The 17,405-nt window shown below is 42.0% G+C and carries 17 protein-coding genes; 3 read left to right on the top strand and 14 right to left on the bottom strand.

All coding sequences use genetic code 11. The features are described 5' to 3' along the window. Window positions 1–13 precede the first annotated feature (13 nt). On the bottom strand, window positions 14–955 hold the full coding sequence (locus DVB69_RS12690) for a DHH family phosphoesterase (RefSeq protein ID WP_116019469.1): 942 nt from the start codon (window positions 953–955) through the stop codon (window positions 14–16). Between the two features lie 97 nt (window positions 956–1,052). Between DVB69_RS12690 and DVB69_RS12685 the strand changes: the two genes are divergently transcribed. Continuing rightward, a complete protein-coding gene (locus DVB69_RS12685; protein ID WP_116019468.1) occupies window positions 1,053–1,373 on the top strand; it encodes a YtpI family protein in 321 nt (106 codons plus the stop codon). Between the two features lie 21 nt (window positions 1,374–1,394). Here the strand turns inward: DVB69_RS12685 and DVB69_RS12680 are convergent, their stop codons facing one another. Both DVB69_RS12680 and DVB69_RS12675 read right to left on the bottom strand, forming a co-directional pair. Further along, window positions 1,395–2,702, bottom strand: coding sequence for a DRTGG domain-containing protein (locus DVB69_RS12680; protein WP_116019467.1), 1,308 nt, complete (start codon window positions 2,700–2,702; stop codon window positions 1,395–1,397). Window positions 2,703–2,800: 98 nt separating this feature from the next. Continuing rightward, window positions 2,801–3,481: a metal-dependent hydrolase gene (locus DVB69_RS12675; protein WP_116019466.1), complete on the bottom strand. Its 681-nt coding sequence runs from the start codon at window positions 3,479–3,481 to the stop codon at window positions 2,801–2,803. 109 nt (window positions 3,482–3,590) lie between these two features. Here DVB69_RS12675 and DVB69_RS12670 point away from each other — a divergent pair, with 109 nt between their 5' ends. After that, window positions 3,591–4,685 carry a M24 family metallopeptidase gene (locus DVB69_RS12670; RefSeq protein ID WP_116019465.1) on the top strand — a complete coding sequence of 365 codons (1,095 nt, stop codon included), beginning with the start codon at window positions 3,591–3,593 and terminating at the stop codon, window positions 4,683–4,685. Between the two features lie 57 nt (window positions 4,686–4,742). On the opposite strand, the gene ald is transcribed toward DVB69_RS12670, so the two are convergent. Then, entirely contained in the window at window positions 4,743–5,858 is a 1,116-nt protein-coding gene (gene ald / locus DVB69_RS12665; protein WP_116019464.1) for an alanine dehydrogenase, read from the bottom strand. Between the two features lie 220 nt (window positions 5,859–6,078). On the opposite strand from ald, the gene DVB69_RS12660 reads away from it, so the two are divergent. Continuing rightward, the gene (locus tag DVB69_RS12660) at window positions 6,079–6,528 is read left to right on the top strand and encodes a universal stress protein (RefSeq protein ID WP_116019463.1); all 450 of its coding nucleotides are present in this window, start codon (window positions 6,079–6,081) and stop codon (window positions 6,526–6,528) included. A gap of 49 nt (window positions 6,529–6,577) precedes the next feature. Here the strand turns inward: DVB69_RS12660 and DVB69_RS12655 are convergent, their stop codons facing one another. The 10 genes from DVB69_RS12655 to ezrA form a co-directional block, all read right to left on the bottom strand. Beyond that, window positions 6,578–7,498, bottom strand: coding sequence for a class I SAM-dependent methyltransferase (locus tag DVB69_RS12655; RefSeq protein WP_116019462.1), 921 nt, complete (start codon window positions 7,496–7,498; stop codon window positions 6,578–6,580). Between the two features lie 104 nt (window positions 7,499–7,602). Then, window positions 7,603–8,115: a thiol peroxidase gene (tpx, locus tag DVB69_RS12650; protein WP_116019461.1), complete on the bottom strand. Its 513-nt coding sequence runs from the start codon at window positions 8,113–8,115 to the stop codon at window positions 7,603–7,605. 29 nt (window positions 8,116–8,144) lie between these two features. Next, window positions 8,145–8,744, bottom strand: a complete 600-nt coding sequence (locus tag DVB69_RS12645; protein WP_233505400.1) for an RDD family protein — start codon at window positions 8,742–8,744, stop codon at window positions 8,145–8,147. A gap of 16 nt (window positions 8,745–8,760) precedes the next feature. Beyond that, window positions 8,761–9,771: a signal peptide peptidase SppA gene (gene sppA / locus DVB69_RS12640; protein WP_116019460.1), complete on the bottom strand. Its 1,011-nt coding sequence runs from the start codon at window positions 9,769–9,771 to the stop codon at window positions 8,761–8,763. A 63-nt stretch (window positions 9,772–9,834) separates the two neighbouring features. Then, window positions 9,835–10,773 carry an EamA family transporter RarD gene (gene rarD / locus DVB69_RS12635; RefSeq protein ID WP_116019459.1) on the bottom strand — a complete coding sequence of 313 codons (939 nt, stop codon included), beginning with the start codon at window positions 10,771–10,773 and terminating at the stop codon, window positions 9,835–9,837. 127 nt (window positions 10,774–10,900) lie between these two features. After that, a complete protein-coding gene (gene mbcS / locus DVB69_RS12630) occupies window positions 10,901–12,472 on the bottom strand; it encodes an acyl-CoA synthetase MbcS (protein ID WP_116019458.1) in 1,572 nt (523 codons plus the stop codon). 141 nt (window positions 12,473–12,613) lie between these two features. Further along, window positions 12,614–12,823: an alpha/beta-type small acid-soluble spore protein gene (locus DVB69_RS12625; protein WP_039043946.1), complete on the bottom strand. Its 210-nt coding sequence runs from the start codon at window positions 12,821–12,823 to the stop codon at window positions 12,614–12,616. 256 nt (window positions 12,824–13,079) lie between these two features. Beyond that, the gene (gene thiI / locus DVB69_RS12620; protein ID WP_116019457.1) at window positions 13,080–14,282 is read right to left on the bottom strand and encodes a tRNA uracil 4-sulfurtransferase ThiI; all 1,203 of its coding nucleotides are present in this window, start codon (window positions 14,280–14,282) and stop codon (window positions 13,080–13,082) included. Next, the gene (locus DVB69_RS12615) at window positions 14,269–15,414 is read right to left on the bottom strand and encodes a cysteine desulfurase family protein (protein ID WP_116019456.1); all 1,146 of its coding nucleotides are present in this window, start codon (window positions 15,412–15,414) and stop codon (window positions 14,269–14,271) included. The genes thiI and DVB69_RS12615 overlap by 14 nt, the downstream gene beginning before the upstream one ends. Window positions 15,415–15,492: 78 nt before the next feature. Further along, entirely contained in the window at window positions 15,493–17,190 is a 1,698-nt protein-coding gene (gene ezrA, locus DVB69_RS12610; protein ID WP_116019455.1) for a septation ring formation regulator EzrA, read from the bottom strand. Window positions 17,191–17,405 lie beyond the last annotated feature (215 nt).

Below are 17,405 nucleotides of genomic sequence, written 5' to 3'. Positions count from 1 at the left end.
ATCCCTCCAATCACTAGTTACGTGCACATAACGTTTGTACTTTTCGGATGACTTCATCGGCTTCTTCCCAAGTCTTTACAGAAGCACCGGCAGCAAGCGGATGTCCGCCACCTCCGTATTCAGCAGCCAGTTCATTGATAACAATTCCTTTGGAACGCAATCGAACTCGGATTTGGTCCGTTTCTTCAACAAAAATTAACCATGCAGAGATGCCTTTTACATCTCCTAGTGAACTGACGAGTGAAGACGTTTCTTCTGCCTTCACATCAAACTGATTCAAGATCGTTTTTGTGAGTTTGATATAGGCTGCGCCGTTTTCATTTATCGAAAAGTTTTGGTAGACATATCCTTGTAAGTGAAGCAGATTTCGTTCCACCTCATACATCCCTGCAAAGATTTGCTGTCGGTCAAATTTGTATTTGATTAATTCACTTGCGATTTCAAACGTCTTTCCTGTTGCACTCGGGTACATGAATCTGCCTGTATCTCCGACAATCCCAGCGAATAGAAGTCTTGCTGATTCATTTGGTAGCTTCCATTCCTTCATGTCCCTTCCTTCAGCAAATAATTCATAAATCATTTCTGAACAAGAACTCGCATTTGTATCAATCCATAATACATCCCCGTATGGATCCACATTCGGGTGGTGGTCGATCTTCACTAAAAAGCTACCCTTCTTGTAAGACTGCCCATCTACCCGTTCGGTATTAGCTGTATCTGTTACAATGACTAGCGCACCTTCATACATGTCATCGGACACAGGATCTTGGTTGGCCATAAATGACAGCTGTCCATCATCACTTCCTGTAGCATACACGTTTTTGTCCGGATAATTCGCTTGTATAAGTTTCTTTAAACCCACCTGCGAACCAAATGCATCGGGGTCTGGGCGGACGTGCCTATGAATGATAATGGTTGAATACTGTTCAATTGTGTCAATGATTTGTCTTTTCATTTTCCATTTCCTCCATTATTTAAAGAATTGCGGTCGCATTTGAGTAGTAAAGCCGCTACAATAGAAGCAGTGCTGGATTCTTTTGGAGGGCTTTGCTGTGAAGACTTTTAATTTTATACTTGTATTCTTAATTATTGCCTCGGCAGTATACTACTTTTACTTTAAAACCCGGCAGTTCCGGACAAGTCAAGTATTTCCGATTCGAAAGAAGATGTTTGCATCAAAAGCAGGAATGTTTTTAGGACTCTTGCTAATCTTTTTCGGAGTCAATCAATTGTTACTGTTTGGCGGGGTTTCGACTTACGTGATCTCTGGAATCTTCATCTTACTTGGAGGCTATGTAGCCATCTTTAACGGGAAAGCCGTTCGGTATTACAACCAATTCGTTGAAGAAGAAACAGATTTGAACAAACGCTGATGCCCATGCATCAGCGTTTTTTTATCGTTCCAACAACTGATACGTCACAAGCGCTTTTCCAATCATTTCACCTTCTGAGTACAGGGAAATATCCATTTTCACAACCCTACGGCTCATATGGAGGATTTGAGGTTCCACAATGACCTTACTCCCAAGCTGGACGTGTCTCATGAAGTAAATTGATAAATTTTCAGGAACACTTTCTCCACGTTTATAGAGCTTGATGGCACGGTTACCTGTTTCCGCTAGCAACGTGGTCAGTGCTCCATAAGACAGGGATCCAAGCTGGTTCGTCATCTGGGGAATCACTTCAAACATGATATTCTGAGGGTTTTCAGTATCAGAGTGCATTTGGTTTTTCACAATATCATCAATGGTTTGACCTTGTTGCGGCTGCCGTTGCGCCAATTGAAATGCTTTCAAGACATCTTGTCGGCTAATGACACCATCCAACAGACCCATTTCCGTCACAACAGGGAGTAAATCGATTCCTTCCCATACCATGATGTGGCCAGCTGAAGCAACACTCATCTTTCCAGTCGCAGTTATCGGTGATGCAGTCATGACTTTTCCAAGAGGTTCCGATTCCTGTTTTCCAACAACGTCTTTAGAGGTGACCATTCCTATTACTTTCCCATTCCGCTCAATGACAGGAAATGCAGAGTGGGAAGTTTTTCTACTCAATTCGTTAAATTGCTCAACCGTTTCTTGAATGAACAACGTGGAAGTATTTGAAAGTGAGTGCTGGATATCTTCCACGAGAAGGATATCCTTCTCAATCATCTGGTCAGATATCGCACGATTGAGCATGGTTGCAACTGTAAATGAATCATAGCTGGTTGTAATAACTGGCAAATCGAGTGAATTTGCAAGTTTTTTCACCTCATCCGTCGTATCAAAACCACCTGTCACAAGTACTGCTGCCCCTTCGCTAATTGCTAATTGGTGTGCTTTTTGGCGATTTCCCACGATGAGCAAGCTTCCAGCGTCAATATAGCGGCGTATATCATCCAGTTGCATCGCACCGATTAGAAACTTAGTGAGCGTCTTATGTAAACCTCCGCTCCCTCCAAGCACACTACCATCCACAATATTCACAACTTCAGCAAACGTCAGCCGTTCAATATTCTCTTTTTTCTTTTTCTCGATGCGTACCGTCCCGACACGCTCGATTGTATTTACAAGTTTGTTATTTTCTGCTTCCTTAATCGCACGGTAAGCTGTTCCTTCACTTACTGTGAGCGCCCTTGCAATTTGCCGCACTGAAATTTTCTCACCTACAGCAAGGTCTTCAATGTGGCGCAAAATCTGTTCATGCTTTGTCGACATTGCATTCACCTTTTCTATGTATGCCTATCTCCAGTTTACCATAAATCGATAAAAAATAACTGAGCTGGAAGAGATTTATCTCTGCCAGCCCAGTTCACTCAAAGTCGTATCACTTCTCCCGCTTTCATCACATGGACTTCATGGTCTTTCACAAGCTTTTTAAAGTCTTCAGGGTCTTGTGCAATCGGTGGAAAAGTATTGTAATGTACCGGTACTGTCAGCTTTGGAGAGAGTAGCTCCACTGCATATGCGGCATCTTCAGGTCCCATCGTAAAGTTATCACCTATTGGTAAAAATGCGATATCGATCGCATGACGCTTACCGATCAGCTCCATATCTCCAAAGAGAGACGTATCTCCAGCGTGGTAAATTGTTTTACCTTCCGCCATAAACAAGATTCCTGCTGGCATTCCCATGTAAATCAGCTGTTGGTCATCTGTTGTGTAGGACGAACTGTGAAACGCTTTCGTGAACTTCACCGTTCCAAAATCGAATTCACAGGCGCCTCCGATATTCATGCCGTGAGTTTGCAGACCTTGCCATCCTAGCCACACAGCAAGTTCGTTCGGCGCTACAACTAATGCCCCGCTCGCTTTTGCAATCTCTATCGTGTCGCCTACATGATCATTGTGTCCATGCGTCAACAAGATGACGTCTGGTTTTTCGTCTACCACTTTCAAATCCGTCAAATCATTTCCTGTAATATAAGGATCAATCAAAATCACCTTGTTGTCTGTTTTAATCTTTACGATTGAGTGCCCATGATACGAAACTTCCATTGAATTCGACACCTCCACTTATTGTTCTTTCCTTTTTATCAATTCGTGAAACCATATGTAAACCCTCTTTCTTTGGTATGATAGTTAAGTGAATTAAGGAGGAATAATCATGACAAAACTTAAAATGATTCAACAGTATTTACAGGACAACAACGTAGAGGCAGCATTCGTAACGACACCTGATAACGTATTTTACCTATCAGGTTTTAGCAGCGACCCCCACGAGCGACTTCTTGGCGTTATGATTTTTAAAGACGCGGAGCCATTTATCGTCTGTCCACTCATGGAAGTTCCCGATGTGAAGTCTGCAGGCTGGACATTTGGAACGGTCGGTTACGAAGACACAGATGACGCTTGGGAATTTGTGCAAGCTGAAGTGAAACGCAAAGTGAGCGAACTTAGTTCGATTGCCATTGAGAAATCACACCTTACTGTCGAGCGTTTGGAACGTATGGGGGAACTCTTCCCATCCGCTCAATTCTCCCGTTTGGATGAGCAACTGAATACTATGCGCAGCCACAAGGATGCATCAGAACTCCAACTGCTACGTGAAGCTGCAGCATTAGCCGACTACGCAATTGAAGTAGCGTGTGAAAATATCGTTGAAGGTATTACTGAACTAGAACTTCAAACAGCAATCGAATTAGCGTTGAAGAAAAAAGGCGTTCAAAAGATGTCGTTCGATACAACGGTTTTATCCGGTCCTAAAACCGCATCTCCACACGGGACACCAGGAGAACGCAAAATCCAAAAAGGTGATTTTGTTTTGATGGACCTTGGGGTTGTTCATAAAGGATATTGTTCAGATATTACTAGAACGGTTTCGTTTGGTGAACCGTCTGCTGAACAGCTGAGCATTTACGAAGCAGTACGTTTTGCGAATCAGGCAGCAATTGACCTTGTAAAGCCAGGAGTTCGTGCAAGTGAACTTGATAGAGCTGCACGCGAAGTGATTACGAAAGCCGGGTATGGAGAGTACTTCACACACCGTTTAGGACACGGACTTGGAATTTCTGTTCACGAATTCCCTTCCATCCATGGCACCAACGACTTCCAATTAGAAGAAGGCATGGTGTTTACGATTGAACCAGGTATTTACAACTCAGCAATTACTGGTGTTCGTATTGAAGATGACGTCGTCGTAACGGCGGATGGTATTGAAGTGCTAACAAAGTTCCCGAAAGAACTTAAGATTATTAAGTAAATAGAAAAAGCAGAGGCCTAAACTTGCGGCCCCTGCTTTTTTAAATTCTATTTTTTATCAGCTCAACAAAGATTGAGCCGATACATATTCGATTGCCTGCGCGTCTGAAACTGCTTGATACGTCAAATTACCGTCTAACGTGTTAACCCCTTTTAGCAACGCATCGTTGTCCAAGCAAGCCTGCTTGTACCCTTTGTTCGCAATTTGTAATGCGTAAGGAACCGTCACGTTTGTAAGTGCCATTGTAGATGTACGTGGGACAGCACCAGGCATATTTGCAACTGCGTAGTGTACCACTCCGAATTTTTCGTAAGTCGGGTCGTCATGTGTCGTAACGCGATCGGATGTTTCAAAGATTCCGCCTTGGTCAATCGCAATATCCACAAGTACAGAACCAGGTGACATCGACTTAACCATCTCTTCGCTTACTAGTTTAGGTGCACGAGCGCCAGGAATAAGCACACAACCTATTACTAGATCAGCATCCTTTACAGATGATGCAATATTAAATGGATTCGAAACTAGTGTTTGGACATCATTACCGAATAATTCATCCAGTTGACGAAGACGTTCTACTGAAAGATCCAGAACTGTAACACGAGCCCCCATACCAATCGCAATGCGGGCTGCATTCGTTCCGGCTTGTCCTCCACCAATAACGGTCACGTTTCCTCGTTGAACGCCCGGTACGCCGGACAATAGGATTCCTTTGCCGCCTTCCATCTTCTCCAAATATTGAGCTCCGATTTGTGTTGCCATACGTCCAGCAACTTCGCTCATCGGTGCGAGTAGTGGCAACGAACGATTTGGTAATTGAACCGTCTCGTAAGCTATCCCGATCACTTTGTTGTCGAGTAATGCTTTCGTTAACTCTACTTCGGAAGCAAGATGTAAATACGTGAACAATATGAGACCTTCACGGAAATAACCATACTCTGAAGAAACTGGCTCTTTTACTTTCATGACCATTTCTGCTGCCCACGCTTCAGCTGCAGTTTCAACAATTACCGCTCCAGCTTCGCGATATTCTTCATCCGTAAAACTAGAGCCAATTCCTGCTAGTGTTTCGATAAGCACCTCGTGTCCCGCTGATTTCAAGTTGAATACTCCAGCTGGTGTCATTGCGACACGATTTTCGTTGTTTTTAATCTCTTTAGGTACCCCAATACGCATAGTTAGTTCCTCCTCAATGAATGTGTCCGGCTGTCCAGTATGTACCGTTCAAACCTTTTCACCATAAGTGTAGCAGATAGCATTCTTTTTTGCCGTACTTTTTGCATCGAATAATAAATAATTTTAATTTCCCGAAATTTGAGGGTTTTGCAGGAAATAGGTTGAGATTTGGCGTATAGTAGTTATAGAAGGATAATTCAAATGTAGGAGTGTGGTAACGATGTCATTAGTATATAACCAAATTATTGTTGCTGTAGACGGATCCAAAGAGTCGGAATGGGCGTTTAAAAAAGCGGTAGCAATTGCTAAACGAAACGACGCTAACCTGAACCTTGTCAACATCATCGACACACGTTCGTACTCCGCTGTAGAGGCCTATGACCGTTCAATCGCTGAACGTGCTCAATCTTATGCTGTAGAGTTGCTTGAAGGATATAAAGAGCAAGCAGTAGCTGCCGGATTAACACATGTGAATATTATTGTGGAATACGGTTCACCTAAAACAATGATTCCTAGAGAAATCCCTAAAAAAATCGAAGCAGATCTGATCATTTGTGGCGCAACTGGGTTAAACCCAGTCGAGCGTTTCTTAATCGGAAGTGTATCAGAAAACATTGTACGCTCTTCTAAATGTGATGTACTCGTAGTTCGCACACCCGAAGGCGCATAATTTTAAAAGAAAAAGTGTCCTCCTCATTACGAGAAGGACACTTTTTTACTTACTTTACATTTTCTTTTGCCCAGTCTTCCATTTTGTTAAAGAACGAAATCATCGCTTGTTTGTCCGTCATATCCGGTACTGTTGCGAGTAATACATCCGGAGTTGGCATTGCCCGTTCCGATGGTTTTTGCAAGATTAGTAAACTTTTCGACTGAGAAGCATTTTTAAATAAAGTTTGCGGCAACTGTAAGATTCCACGAATTACCGTATGCTTCTTCAAGTACTTATGCAGTTCACTTGATTGCACTGATTCGAATAGCGAAGACGGTACAATGAAAATTCCATACCCTTCTGGCTTCAAGTGCTGAATTGTCTGTTCAATGAATAAATGATGAGAATAAGCATGTCCTTCGGAAGGCATCATCTCATAGTTCAACGCATTCTCATCATCCGGATAAAAACCGACTGGTAAATCACACACCGCCAAGTCAACTGGATCAACCAGCAACGGACGTAACGCATCCTGCACGTAAATTTGAATAGGCTGTTCCATTAGATTCGCACCTGCGACAATCAATCTCGCCAACAACTCATCGATTTCTACAGCGATAGAAGAAACTGGTATATCCACAGAATTCATCACAGTTAGCAATAAATTACCAGTACCCGCAGCCAAATCGAGTAATTGAACCTCTTCTTTTTGTGGCAAAAGAAAACTTGAGATACGTGCAATCAGCATCCCAATGGCATCTGGAGTCATTTGATGATGAGGTTGAACGTTTTGTCTCATCCCTTTTAAAATCGCAAGTTGCAATCCACGTCGTATTTCTTCTTTCGTGACTTCACCTTGTATCTCAGGACCCGCAGTCCCTTCTCTCCAACTTTGGCAAGCTTCAATTAGTTGCTCCAAGTAGAGTGCTTCGTCTTTACTTGCTGCTTCATCTAAATAACTAAATATCTGTTCTGTATTTGTTTTCATTAGAATCCCTCTTCTTCCTTCTTTTCAATACGATAACTTGCCTGATAGTCGCCATGAAAAACCCATCCGACAGCCGGATGGGTTTTCTCCAGGCAACATTTGCCTTACACTTTCGCTTTCAATTTCTCCACAGCATCCAAAGCCTCTTGGTAGTCAGGGTGATCGGTTACTTCACTAACATATTCTGAGTAAGCAATCTTGTCATCTTTATCAATAACAAAAATTGAACGGGAGAGCAGACGAAGTTCTTGAATCGCTACACCGTAAGCTTCTCCAAACGAGAGATCTCTGTGATCTGACAGAATATGGATATTTCCGATTTCTTCCGTAGAACGGTAACGAGCTTGTGCGAATGGAAGGTCAACGGAAATGGTCATCACTTCCACATCGTCTCCAAACTTTCCAGCCTCTTCATTAAATCTATGTGTTTGTTTAGAACAAACACCCGTGTCGATTGAAGGAACGACACTTACTAAACGAATCTTCCCCTTGGAATCATTAAGAGTCACGGGTTGAAGGTCATTTGCCAAAACGGTGAAGTTCGGAGCTTTGTCCCCCGCTTTCAGATGTTTTCCGACCAATGTAACAGGATTATTCTTGAATGTGATTGAAGTCATTAAGATTCTCCTTTCAGTATCCATCTATCTTACAAGATAGACTGATCGCCTTGCAACTGACGACCCTCATCTACGTGAACGGCTTTCTCCGAATTCAGTTTTTCATAAACTTGCTCATGAATAACTTCCGTATCCGCAAACAAGTCATGCAATGCTTCTTTACGTGGCGTGAACATAACAAGTAAATACGGAATCAGCAGCGTTTTTGAAATATAACGTCCAACGACTTCTCTGAAAAGGAGTGATCCCCAACCAAGTTCTCCGCCAGATTTTTTAACGACTCGGATTCCCATGATCATTTTTCCTGCTGTTTGACTGAAAAACTTTGTCATGAGCAAGAAGTAGGAAAGTAATAGTACAAGCATAATGAGTTTATACGGGCTATATAGCAAAAAAATCGGATCCTTTATTGGATAGTCAATAACCCGAAAAATCGGTTTCACTAACAAACCACTAATTGCACCGACAATAATGATGTCAATCAGATACGCCCAAAAACGAATCCAAAACCCTGCTGGTTTCCTCATGAATTCTGGAGCTGGCGTCGCAAAGATTTCCTGTTCAATCGGTTTATGTTGAATAGGAGATTCTTTGACTTCCTCTATCGGCTGTTCCATTTGTTCAGACATTGTGTCATACCTCCCCTTAACGTTCACCATACAAGTACATCATTCGCGGTGCTTGATAGTCAGTCAGAAGTTTTTGGATCAATTCTGATTCCGCATTTTTCTTAAACATTCCTGAGACACTCGTTCCAAATAAGGATGACCAGCTGTCTGTTGGAGTGTATTCAAATACACTAGGGTTTTTAAATCCTTGTTCTGTAATTAATGCATCGACGACATCCGGTAATTTCCCATAGTCATCTGCAAGTCCAGCCTCAATTGCTTGACGACCGTTCATAATTCTTCCATCTGCCACTTTTTTAACAGCTGCAACTGACATGTCGCGGCCATCCGCTACAATTCCCACAAATCGCTCATAAGAATCGTTGATCATTTCTTGTAGCATATCCCGTTCTGTTTGTGTCATTTCACGATTAGGACTCATCATATCTTTGTACGGTCCTGTTTTAATCGTATTGAAGTCAATACCGATTTTGTCAGCTAGCTTCGCATAATTCATACTTTCCATGATCACACCGATGGAACCTGTAATGGTCTCCTGGTTCACAAAGATTTTATCAGCTGGGGCTGAAATATAATAGCCTCCTGAAGCTGCCATGGACCCCATTGATACATAAATTGGTATGTCTCGATTTTTTTGGATCGCAACTATCTCATCATAAATATCCGACGACTCCACTACTCCACCACCTGGAGAATCTACGTGCAAAACAATCCCTTTCACGGTTTCATCCTCTTGAATATCAGCTAACTGACTTAAGAGACTTTGATGATTGTATCCTGCTGCAGCAAACGGTGAAGCGGGTCCAGTGTCTTGAATGACACCACTTACGTCCAATATTGCAATGCGTTCATTCGAATCCCCTTGGTCCAACACGGTTTCTTCGTAAGTCGCTCCCCCCATAGCAAAGCTGTCTTCAAAAAGAGCGTTAAAATCTCTAGTGAATATGTACGATAGCGAGTTAACACCGATTGAAACAACGACTAGTGCTGCAGCCAAACATAGTGCAATCCACCGTTTCATTGACATTTCAAATTCCTCCTTTAGTTCATACTACGTGTACGTTGTACGAAACAGAATGTTTCATCCTATTTAAGATTGCTGTGTAGATTCCTGTTTTTGCAAACGGATCATCGTTCGTTTGTTTCTTAAAAAACGCATTACTTCTGGGACCGTGAAAACTAATAACGCCACCCAGATGAATGCAAAACTGAGCCATTCAAACTTGCCGAATGTTTCTCCATATATGGCTACCCCGATAATGAGCATCATCGTAGGAGCGATATATTGAAGGAAACCTGTTACGTAAAGCGGAATGGAAGGCACACCTTTTGCAAAAAACACTAGCGGTAGAGCAGTTGCAATCCCTGTTAAAATGAGCAATACAACCGTCAACGGATCCGTGTCCATTATAACAGCATCTCCCGATGAAAAAAGCCAGCCATAAGCTAGAAGTGCGATAGGAACGGTAAATGCTGTTTCAATGGCAAGTCCTCGAGTAGCATCTAATTTAATATGTTTTTTAATTAGGCCGTATAAAGCGAATGTGATTGCCAATACAAAAGATATCCAAGGGAAGACCCCATAATGGAATGTTAAGATTGTAACTCCCACTGCTGCTAAGACGAACGCGGCTTTCTGATTGCGATTTAAGGCCTCTTTCAAAAAGATAATTCCTAACAAGACAGAAACTAATGGATTTATGTAATAACCAAGGCTCGCTTGCACGATAAAGTCATGATTCACAGACCAAATATACGTAAACCAATTGATTGTAACAAGAAATGACGCAGCACATAGGCTCCAAAATTGCTTTTGTGTCTTCCACAGTTCTATTAAGTCGGTAACCAACCTTTTCCCTTGCCCTATCAATACAATTGCCAGAACAGTTAAGAGGAATGCCCAGATGATCCGGTTCACTAAGATTTCTCCGCTACTTACGTGGTGAAGACTTTTCCAATAAATTGGCATGAATCCCCACATTACATATGCAGCGAACACCCAAAGTGCTCCTTGTTGTTGAGTTTGCACGTGTCTTCCCCCTTTTTGACAGCATTTAGCTGCACGAAATATCTCTCAATTATAAGGGGGTATGTTAGCAAGGTAAAGTGTTTATAAAAGAAAAGGACTGAGATTATTGAAATCTCAGTCCTTTTCACTACATTGTCTCTTGTTTTCGTAGTTCTACACGCATGATTTTACCTGAAGCGGTCTTTGGCAGCTCATCTACAAATTCAATCTTTCGCGGATACTTGTATGGAGCCGTACGTTGTTTTACATGATCTTGCAACTCCTTCACAAGTGAACTATCGTCTTTTTTAGAAGGATCTCTTAGGACTATGAACGCTTTCACGACTGTTCCTCGAACCTCATCCGGACTTCCAACGACCGCACATTCTTTTACAGCAGGATGATTCGTAAGGGCATCCTCAACTTCAAAAGGTCCGATTGTGTACCCTGAACTAATGATGATGTCATCTCCCCTGCCTTCAAACCAGAAATAACCATCCTCATCTTTCTTAGCCCGATCACCAGAAATGTAATAATCGCCTCGGAACTGCATGGACGTGCGTTCGGGATCTTGTAGGTACTCCTTAAATAACGCAGGTGTCGAAATGTGGACAGCAATATCTCCAACCTCTCCCACTTGCGCAAGTTCACCTTCATCATTAACGATTTCCACACGATTTCCTGGTGTTGGTTTCCCCATTGAACCTGGTCTTGCATCCATACCAATCATGGTTCCAACTAATAATGTGTTTTCCGTTTGTCCATAACCATCTCTCACTTGAAGAGAAAAAACATTTTCAAATGTATCGATGACTTCTTTGTTCAACGGTTCCCCCGCAGACACAGCGCTACGCAATGAGGACAAGTCATAACTGGATAGGTCTTCTGCTTTCGCCATGAATCGGTATTCCGTAGGCGTACAACACAATACATTTACTTGATAGGTCTTGATCATATCCATGTAAGATTTAACGTCAAACTTTCCATTGTATACGAGTCCTGTTGCACCACTACCTAGAACGGCAAGGAATGGTGTCCAAATCCACTTTTGCCAACCCGGTGCCGCTGTAGCCCACACCATATCTCCTTTATGAATACCTAGCCAGTTCTCACCAGTGGTCCGAAGGTGAGCGTAGCCCCAACCATGTGTATGCACAACACCTTTGGGCTTACCTGTCGTCCCGGATGTATACGATAAGAATGCCATATCACTGGCTTTTGTTCGCACTGCCTCATATTGTATGGGTGCATTCACCATTTCTTCTGTTAAAGAAATGCTTCCTTCATCTGCTTTTCCTACTACAAACAAAGTGACGTCTTGGATACCGCGCACCTCGGTCAATTGACTTGTAAATGCTTCATACGCAACGATCGCTTTTGCTCCACTATGTGCTAATCGGTATTCAATATCTGATGCGCGCAACATTTCCGACGAAGGAATGACCGCAATTCCTGCCTTCAAAGCTCCGATATATGCAACGTACGCTTCAATCAACCTTGGAACCATTACTAACAATATATCTCCCTTTTTCAACCCATTCGCTTCATAAACTGAAGCGGCACGATTTGCATCTTCCATTAACTCATCATATGTATAGTCTTTTTGATTTCCTTCTGAGTCAACGTAAATTAATGCCTTCTTATTTGTTCCATCTGCGTACTCTTCAATCTCAGATACGATATTATAGCTCTCCGGTGCTAATAATTCTTCTCTATTCAAGCTAACTCCTCCTTATAAACAATATAGTCAGTATACATCTAAAATTTATTCAATTCAAAAATAAGTAATGAGTCATATTTAAAAGGTTTCTTCACATACTAAAAAAACTGTCCCCACTTTGGGGACAGTCCAATCAGTTACTTATTTTTGGTAACCGTTCATTTGTTGTTGAGCTTGACGTACCAATCGCTTTGTAATTTCTCCGCCTACGGAACCGTTGGCACGCGATGAAGCGTCTGCTCCAAGCTGAACTCCAAATTCTGATGCGATTTCGTTTTTCATCTGGTCAAGCGCTTGTTGTACACCTGGTACAAGAAGTTGGTTTGAATTGCCGCTGTTTGAGTTTGTCATGTCGATGTCACCTCCCTTGTGACCATAGAATGTACCGTTTGGGTAAATTCATGCACAGAAAGGAAATGGTATCTTTTTCATATTTTGAAATGGTCGAATGGACGGTGTTCATTAGCCATTCGAAACGGCATCACAAACCACGACACACAACATAATAGCCGGAAATCTGTTGATGAATATGAAGCAAGCTAAGTCAGTTGCTACTATTACAGAAGCACTTATTAACTGCTCGGGGGGCACATTCAACCAAATCTAATTACAACAGGTCACTGAATTCTTCCGTCTTTTCTTCAATAAAGCAGTTAATGATTTTGCGATTTTGAATGGCTTCTGTGATCATCGGTTCAAAGTCGATGAAACTTTCATAGAACTCGACTTTTTCTAGACGTGGTTTTGTTTTAGGACTAGAGGGTGTAAAAACGGTACAACAATCTTCGAATGGCTGAATTGACGTTTCATAAGTGCCAATTTTTTTAGCCATTTGAATGATTTCCAATTTGTCCGTTGCGATAAGTGGACGCAATATCGGTGTCGATGTGACTGCATTAATTGCTGTAAAACTTTCAAGTGTTTGACTCGCCACTTGTCCTAAGCTTTCTCCAGTTACAATTGCTAGTGCACCGATTTCATCACGTAGCTGATCTGCAATTCGCAACATAATTCTTCTGGTGGATGTGATGGATACGTTTTCCGGTACTTGTTTCACAATCGCTTGTTGAATATCAGTGAATGGAATGACGTGCAAGTTTATTTTTCCGCCATATGCGCTAATTTTTCGTCCTAGTTCAACTACTTTTTCTTGTGCTTGCTCACTCGTGAATGGTGGACTTGCGAAATGGATTGCTTCTATAGTGACACCGCGTTTCATCATTAAATAGCCAGCAACAGGGCTGTCGATTCCACCAGATAGCATCAACAATGACTTCCCGTTCGAACCTACAGGCATTCCACCTGCTCCTTTAAATACTTTCGAAGATAGGAAAGAACCGCCTTCCCGAATATCGATATGAAGTAATATATCCGGTTTTTTTACGTTCACGCTTAGATTTGAATGGGCTTTTAAAACCGTGCCACCGATTTCTCTTTGCAATTCGCCTGTTACTAACGGAAATGATTTGTCCGTTCTGCGCACTTCGACTTTGAACGTTTTCTCATCTGTATCTTCTGTTTCAAAAATGGCAAGTGCTGTTTGTTGTATCGCTTCAACCGTTGACTCACATTTTGCGATCGGACTATAAGATTGAATGCCCGCAACATCTGATAATAGCTCAATTGCTTGTTCCAGTTCCTCACTAGTTGCATACAAAAACATGCGGTCGCGTTCTGCTTTCAGTTTAACGGATTGTAACTCGTGGAGAACTTGCTTAATATTTGTCGATAGCTTTTGTATGAATACTTTTCGGTTTCTCCCCTTAAGAGACATTTCTCCATATCTTATGAGCAGTTCATTCCATATCATGCTGTTTCATCCCTTTCTTAATTATCTTCATGAATTCTTTAATTACTTGAGCAAGTGTCTCAATTTCTTCATCTGTATTCATTCTACCAAAACTAATTCGGATAACACCTTTACGGAAGTCGTCCGGAACATGGATCGCTTGGATGACGTGACTCACTTGGTTTGTTTTTGAAGAACATGCACTGGAAGTGGAAACCATGATGCCATGTTCTTGAAAATAGTTGACCGCAACTTCGCCAGTAATCCCTTTAAATGCAACTGAAAGTATATGGGGAGCCCCTTCTAAAGGTGAACATATCCGAACAAGTTTTTCTGTCCCCACTACTTCTCGCAGTCGGTTGTTCCATCGTTTATAGTCGGAAAAGTTATCTCCTTCAATGATGATTCGAATGGCTTTCGCAAATGCAGCGGCTCCAGGAGCATTTGCTGTGCCGCTTCTTAAGCCGCGCTCTTGACCACCGCCAAAAGAGATGGCTTCCGGCTCTTTGAATTTCTTTGTTAGTAAGCAGCCAGTCCCTTTTAACCCATGTATTTTATGGGCAGACAGCGTCACCGAATCCACCCATTCAGGATAAGGCAGTGCAAGCTTCCCTAGACTCTGAACGCAATCTGAGTGGAACAGTGCGCGGGAATGCTCACGGATAACTTTTGAACACGCTTCAATCGGCTGGATAGCACCAATTTCGTTATTCACATGCATGATACTCACTAAAATCGTATCTTTCCTGATCTTCTGTCTAAGTTCGTCTGGAGATACTTCTCCTGCTTCATTGACAGATAGGAATTCGATTTCAAATCCTTCTTTTTTCAAATGAATACAGGCGTTCCGCACCGAATCATGCTCGATCTCTGTCGTAATAATATGATTTCCACGATGTTTAAGGCTATTTGCATATCCAATAATCGCCAAATTATTAGCTTCGGTGCCTCCAGAAGTAAAAATCACACTGCTTTCAGAGTCTCCAGTAAGCGTTGCTATTTGCTTCCTTGCAGATTCCAATAGCTGTTCTGCTTTGTTGCCGGCTAAGTGAAGTGAAGCTGGATTCGCATAATACGTTTTGTTCGCTCGTGTAAATGTCTGGAGAACTTCCTCATCAGGAATCGTAGATGCACTATTATCTAGATAAATCAATCTTCAACTCGTCCTTTCATGCAGCTTAAGCGGCACAAAGCCACCTGCACGCATTGTGCGGGTGGCTGAAGGGTACGCTTACTGTACGTGTTCTTGTAATAGCTCTTCAATTCGTTTCATCGCTCCTGGTTCCACTTCTTCAACAGCTGTAGCTGCTTCTTCCAGAGCCTTCGCATAACGGAATTGCCTGAACGCCATTTCCGATTCCAACAATCGAGCGTGCATCGCTGGATGAGATGCACGATATCGGTTTCCATATTGAATGATTTGTTCGGTCAGCAGTGCATTTTCCAACATTTCATCAATCTTCGAAACGACTTCGTGAACTTCTTTTTCAGCGTTGTTAATATACTCTTCAACAAGTGCCATATTAAGCGGGACTTCTTCTAAACCATTCTTTACGATAAAGAGTTGTTCATCCGCTTCTTCCAACCGGACTTCGATATCATCCGGTACCCCTGGTATGTTTGCTTTCAGGAGTTTACGTTCACTTTCTTGTAGCGTCCTCGCAAGTGATTCCAGGCGTCTTCTAACTGTTATTTCATCAGTCCGTAGGTTTTTAATACGTTCCTGGAACGCAATTGTTTCCTTTTCAACGTGATCTAACGTTTCAGACACAGTACGCAAGTCTTGTGCAAGCCCTGAATAGGCTGACTCCCCGTTCTCTCCTTGGCTAGTTAGCAATTCAAAACGCTTCATAGCTTCTGATAGGTCAACGAGGAATCCTTTAGGAATCGCTGCTTCTTTTTCATCTAATCGGTAACTTTGTTGAACGAATAACGCTTCGTCTGCAATTTCCTTAGAAAAAGCTTTCACTGCCACTAATCTGTTTGCAACTTCTTCATACGTTTGTTCGGTATACTGTCGTTCTTTTACTTCTTCTTCTAATGCATCATAGAACGAATCAATGCTCTCATCGATTTCAGCTAAGCGCTGTTGAACCGGCTGTACATCAAGCATCTCAACTTTTTCCAGCATTTCTTCCGACTCACGCTCAATTGCTGCTAACGATGATTTCAAGTTCAAGTGTTTTAGATAATAGCCATCTTCCATCATTTCCTCAACACCATTACGTAGTTCTCGAATTGTAGAGGGTAATTTACTTTGCAACTCACTAAGTAATGAAGGGATTTCCCGGATAATAGGGAACAAGTCATTTGCTTTAGACGCTACTGCAATTACATTTTCCCTCGCTTGTAGATAATTCCCGTTTTCTGTTAAGTCATCGTATTCTTCAAATGCAGGTTGGAAATATTCAAGTTCCTTTTCCAATGCTGGAACAGCTCTTCCGAATGAATGCTGATGGGCTAACACGGATTTCCGAGCTTCCCTGAATTCTTCTTTTAGAGATTCCATTTCCACCCGATTTTTTTCTTCACTGCCGATCAGTTCATTTAATTCCTGTAGTATCGAATTTTTGCGTTCCTCACACACCGTGAGTTGTTGTTCGATGTCTTTTTCAATTCCAGTTGCTTTCTTAAAGCGGAATCGGTCGACCATTTCTTCGGTATCAAATAATAAGGAATCGATTTTAGGAACTAGCACATCGACGACTTCCGTCCATTCGTTGCGCCAGCGCTCAAATTTCTCCTCTGTTTGACCTGTCATATTCAGCTGTTTGACTTTTGTCATTTCCTCAAATATCGGTTCATGCTGGATTTGAAGCTTTTCATGCTCCAGCTTGCTGATTTCTTGGATATGCTTTCGTCTCAACAAAAACATTGCAACAGCCAGCACAATCACTATGATGATTGGAATGATGAAGTAGTTCACCATTGTCCATCCCCCTATTCCGCAACGACTCTACAATTGATAATACCTTATATAGTAACATGTTTAAAGAATTTTCGTGTTGAAAAAGGGCGAATCTTCGTCGAAAAGTTGTTTACTTGTGTGAAACACCTCGAAAATTGTATGATTCTATTAGATATCCTACTTTTTATTAGGAACTATTTATGTTGAATTAAACAATCCTACCGGTTGCATTTGGA

It is taken from the genome of Sporosarcina sp. BI001-red (assembly GCF_003384035.1).
GTDB lineage: Bacteria > Bacillota > Bacilli > Bacillales_A > Planococcaceae > Sporosarcina.
Note: the sequence above shows the minus strand (reverse complement) of the source record. Positions and strands in the feature narration are given on the sequence as shown.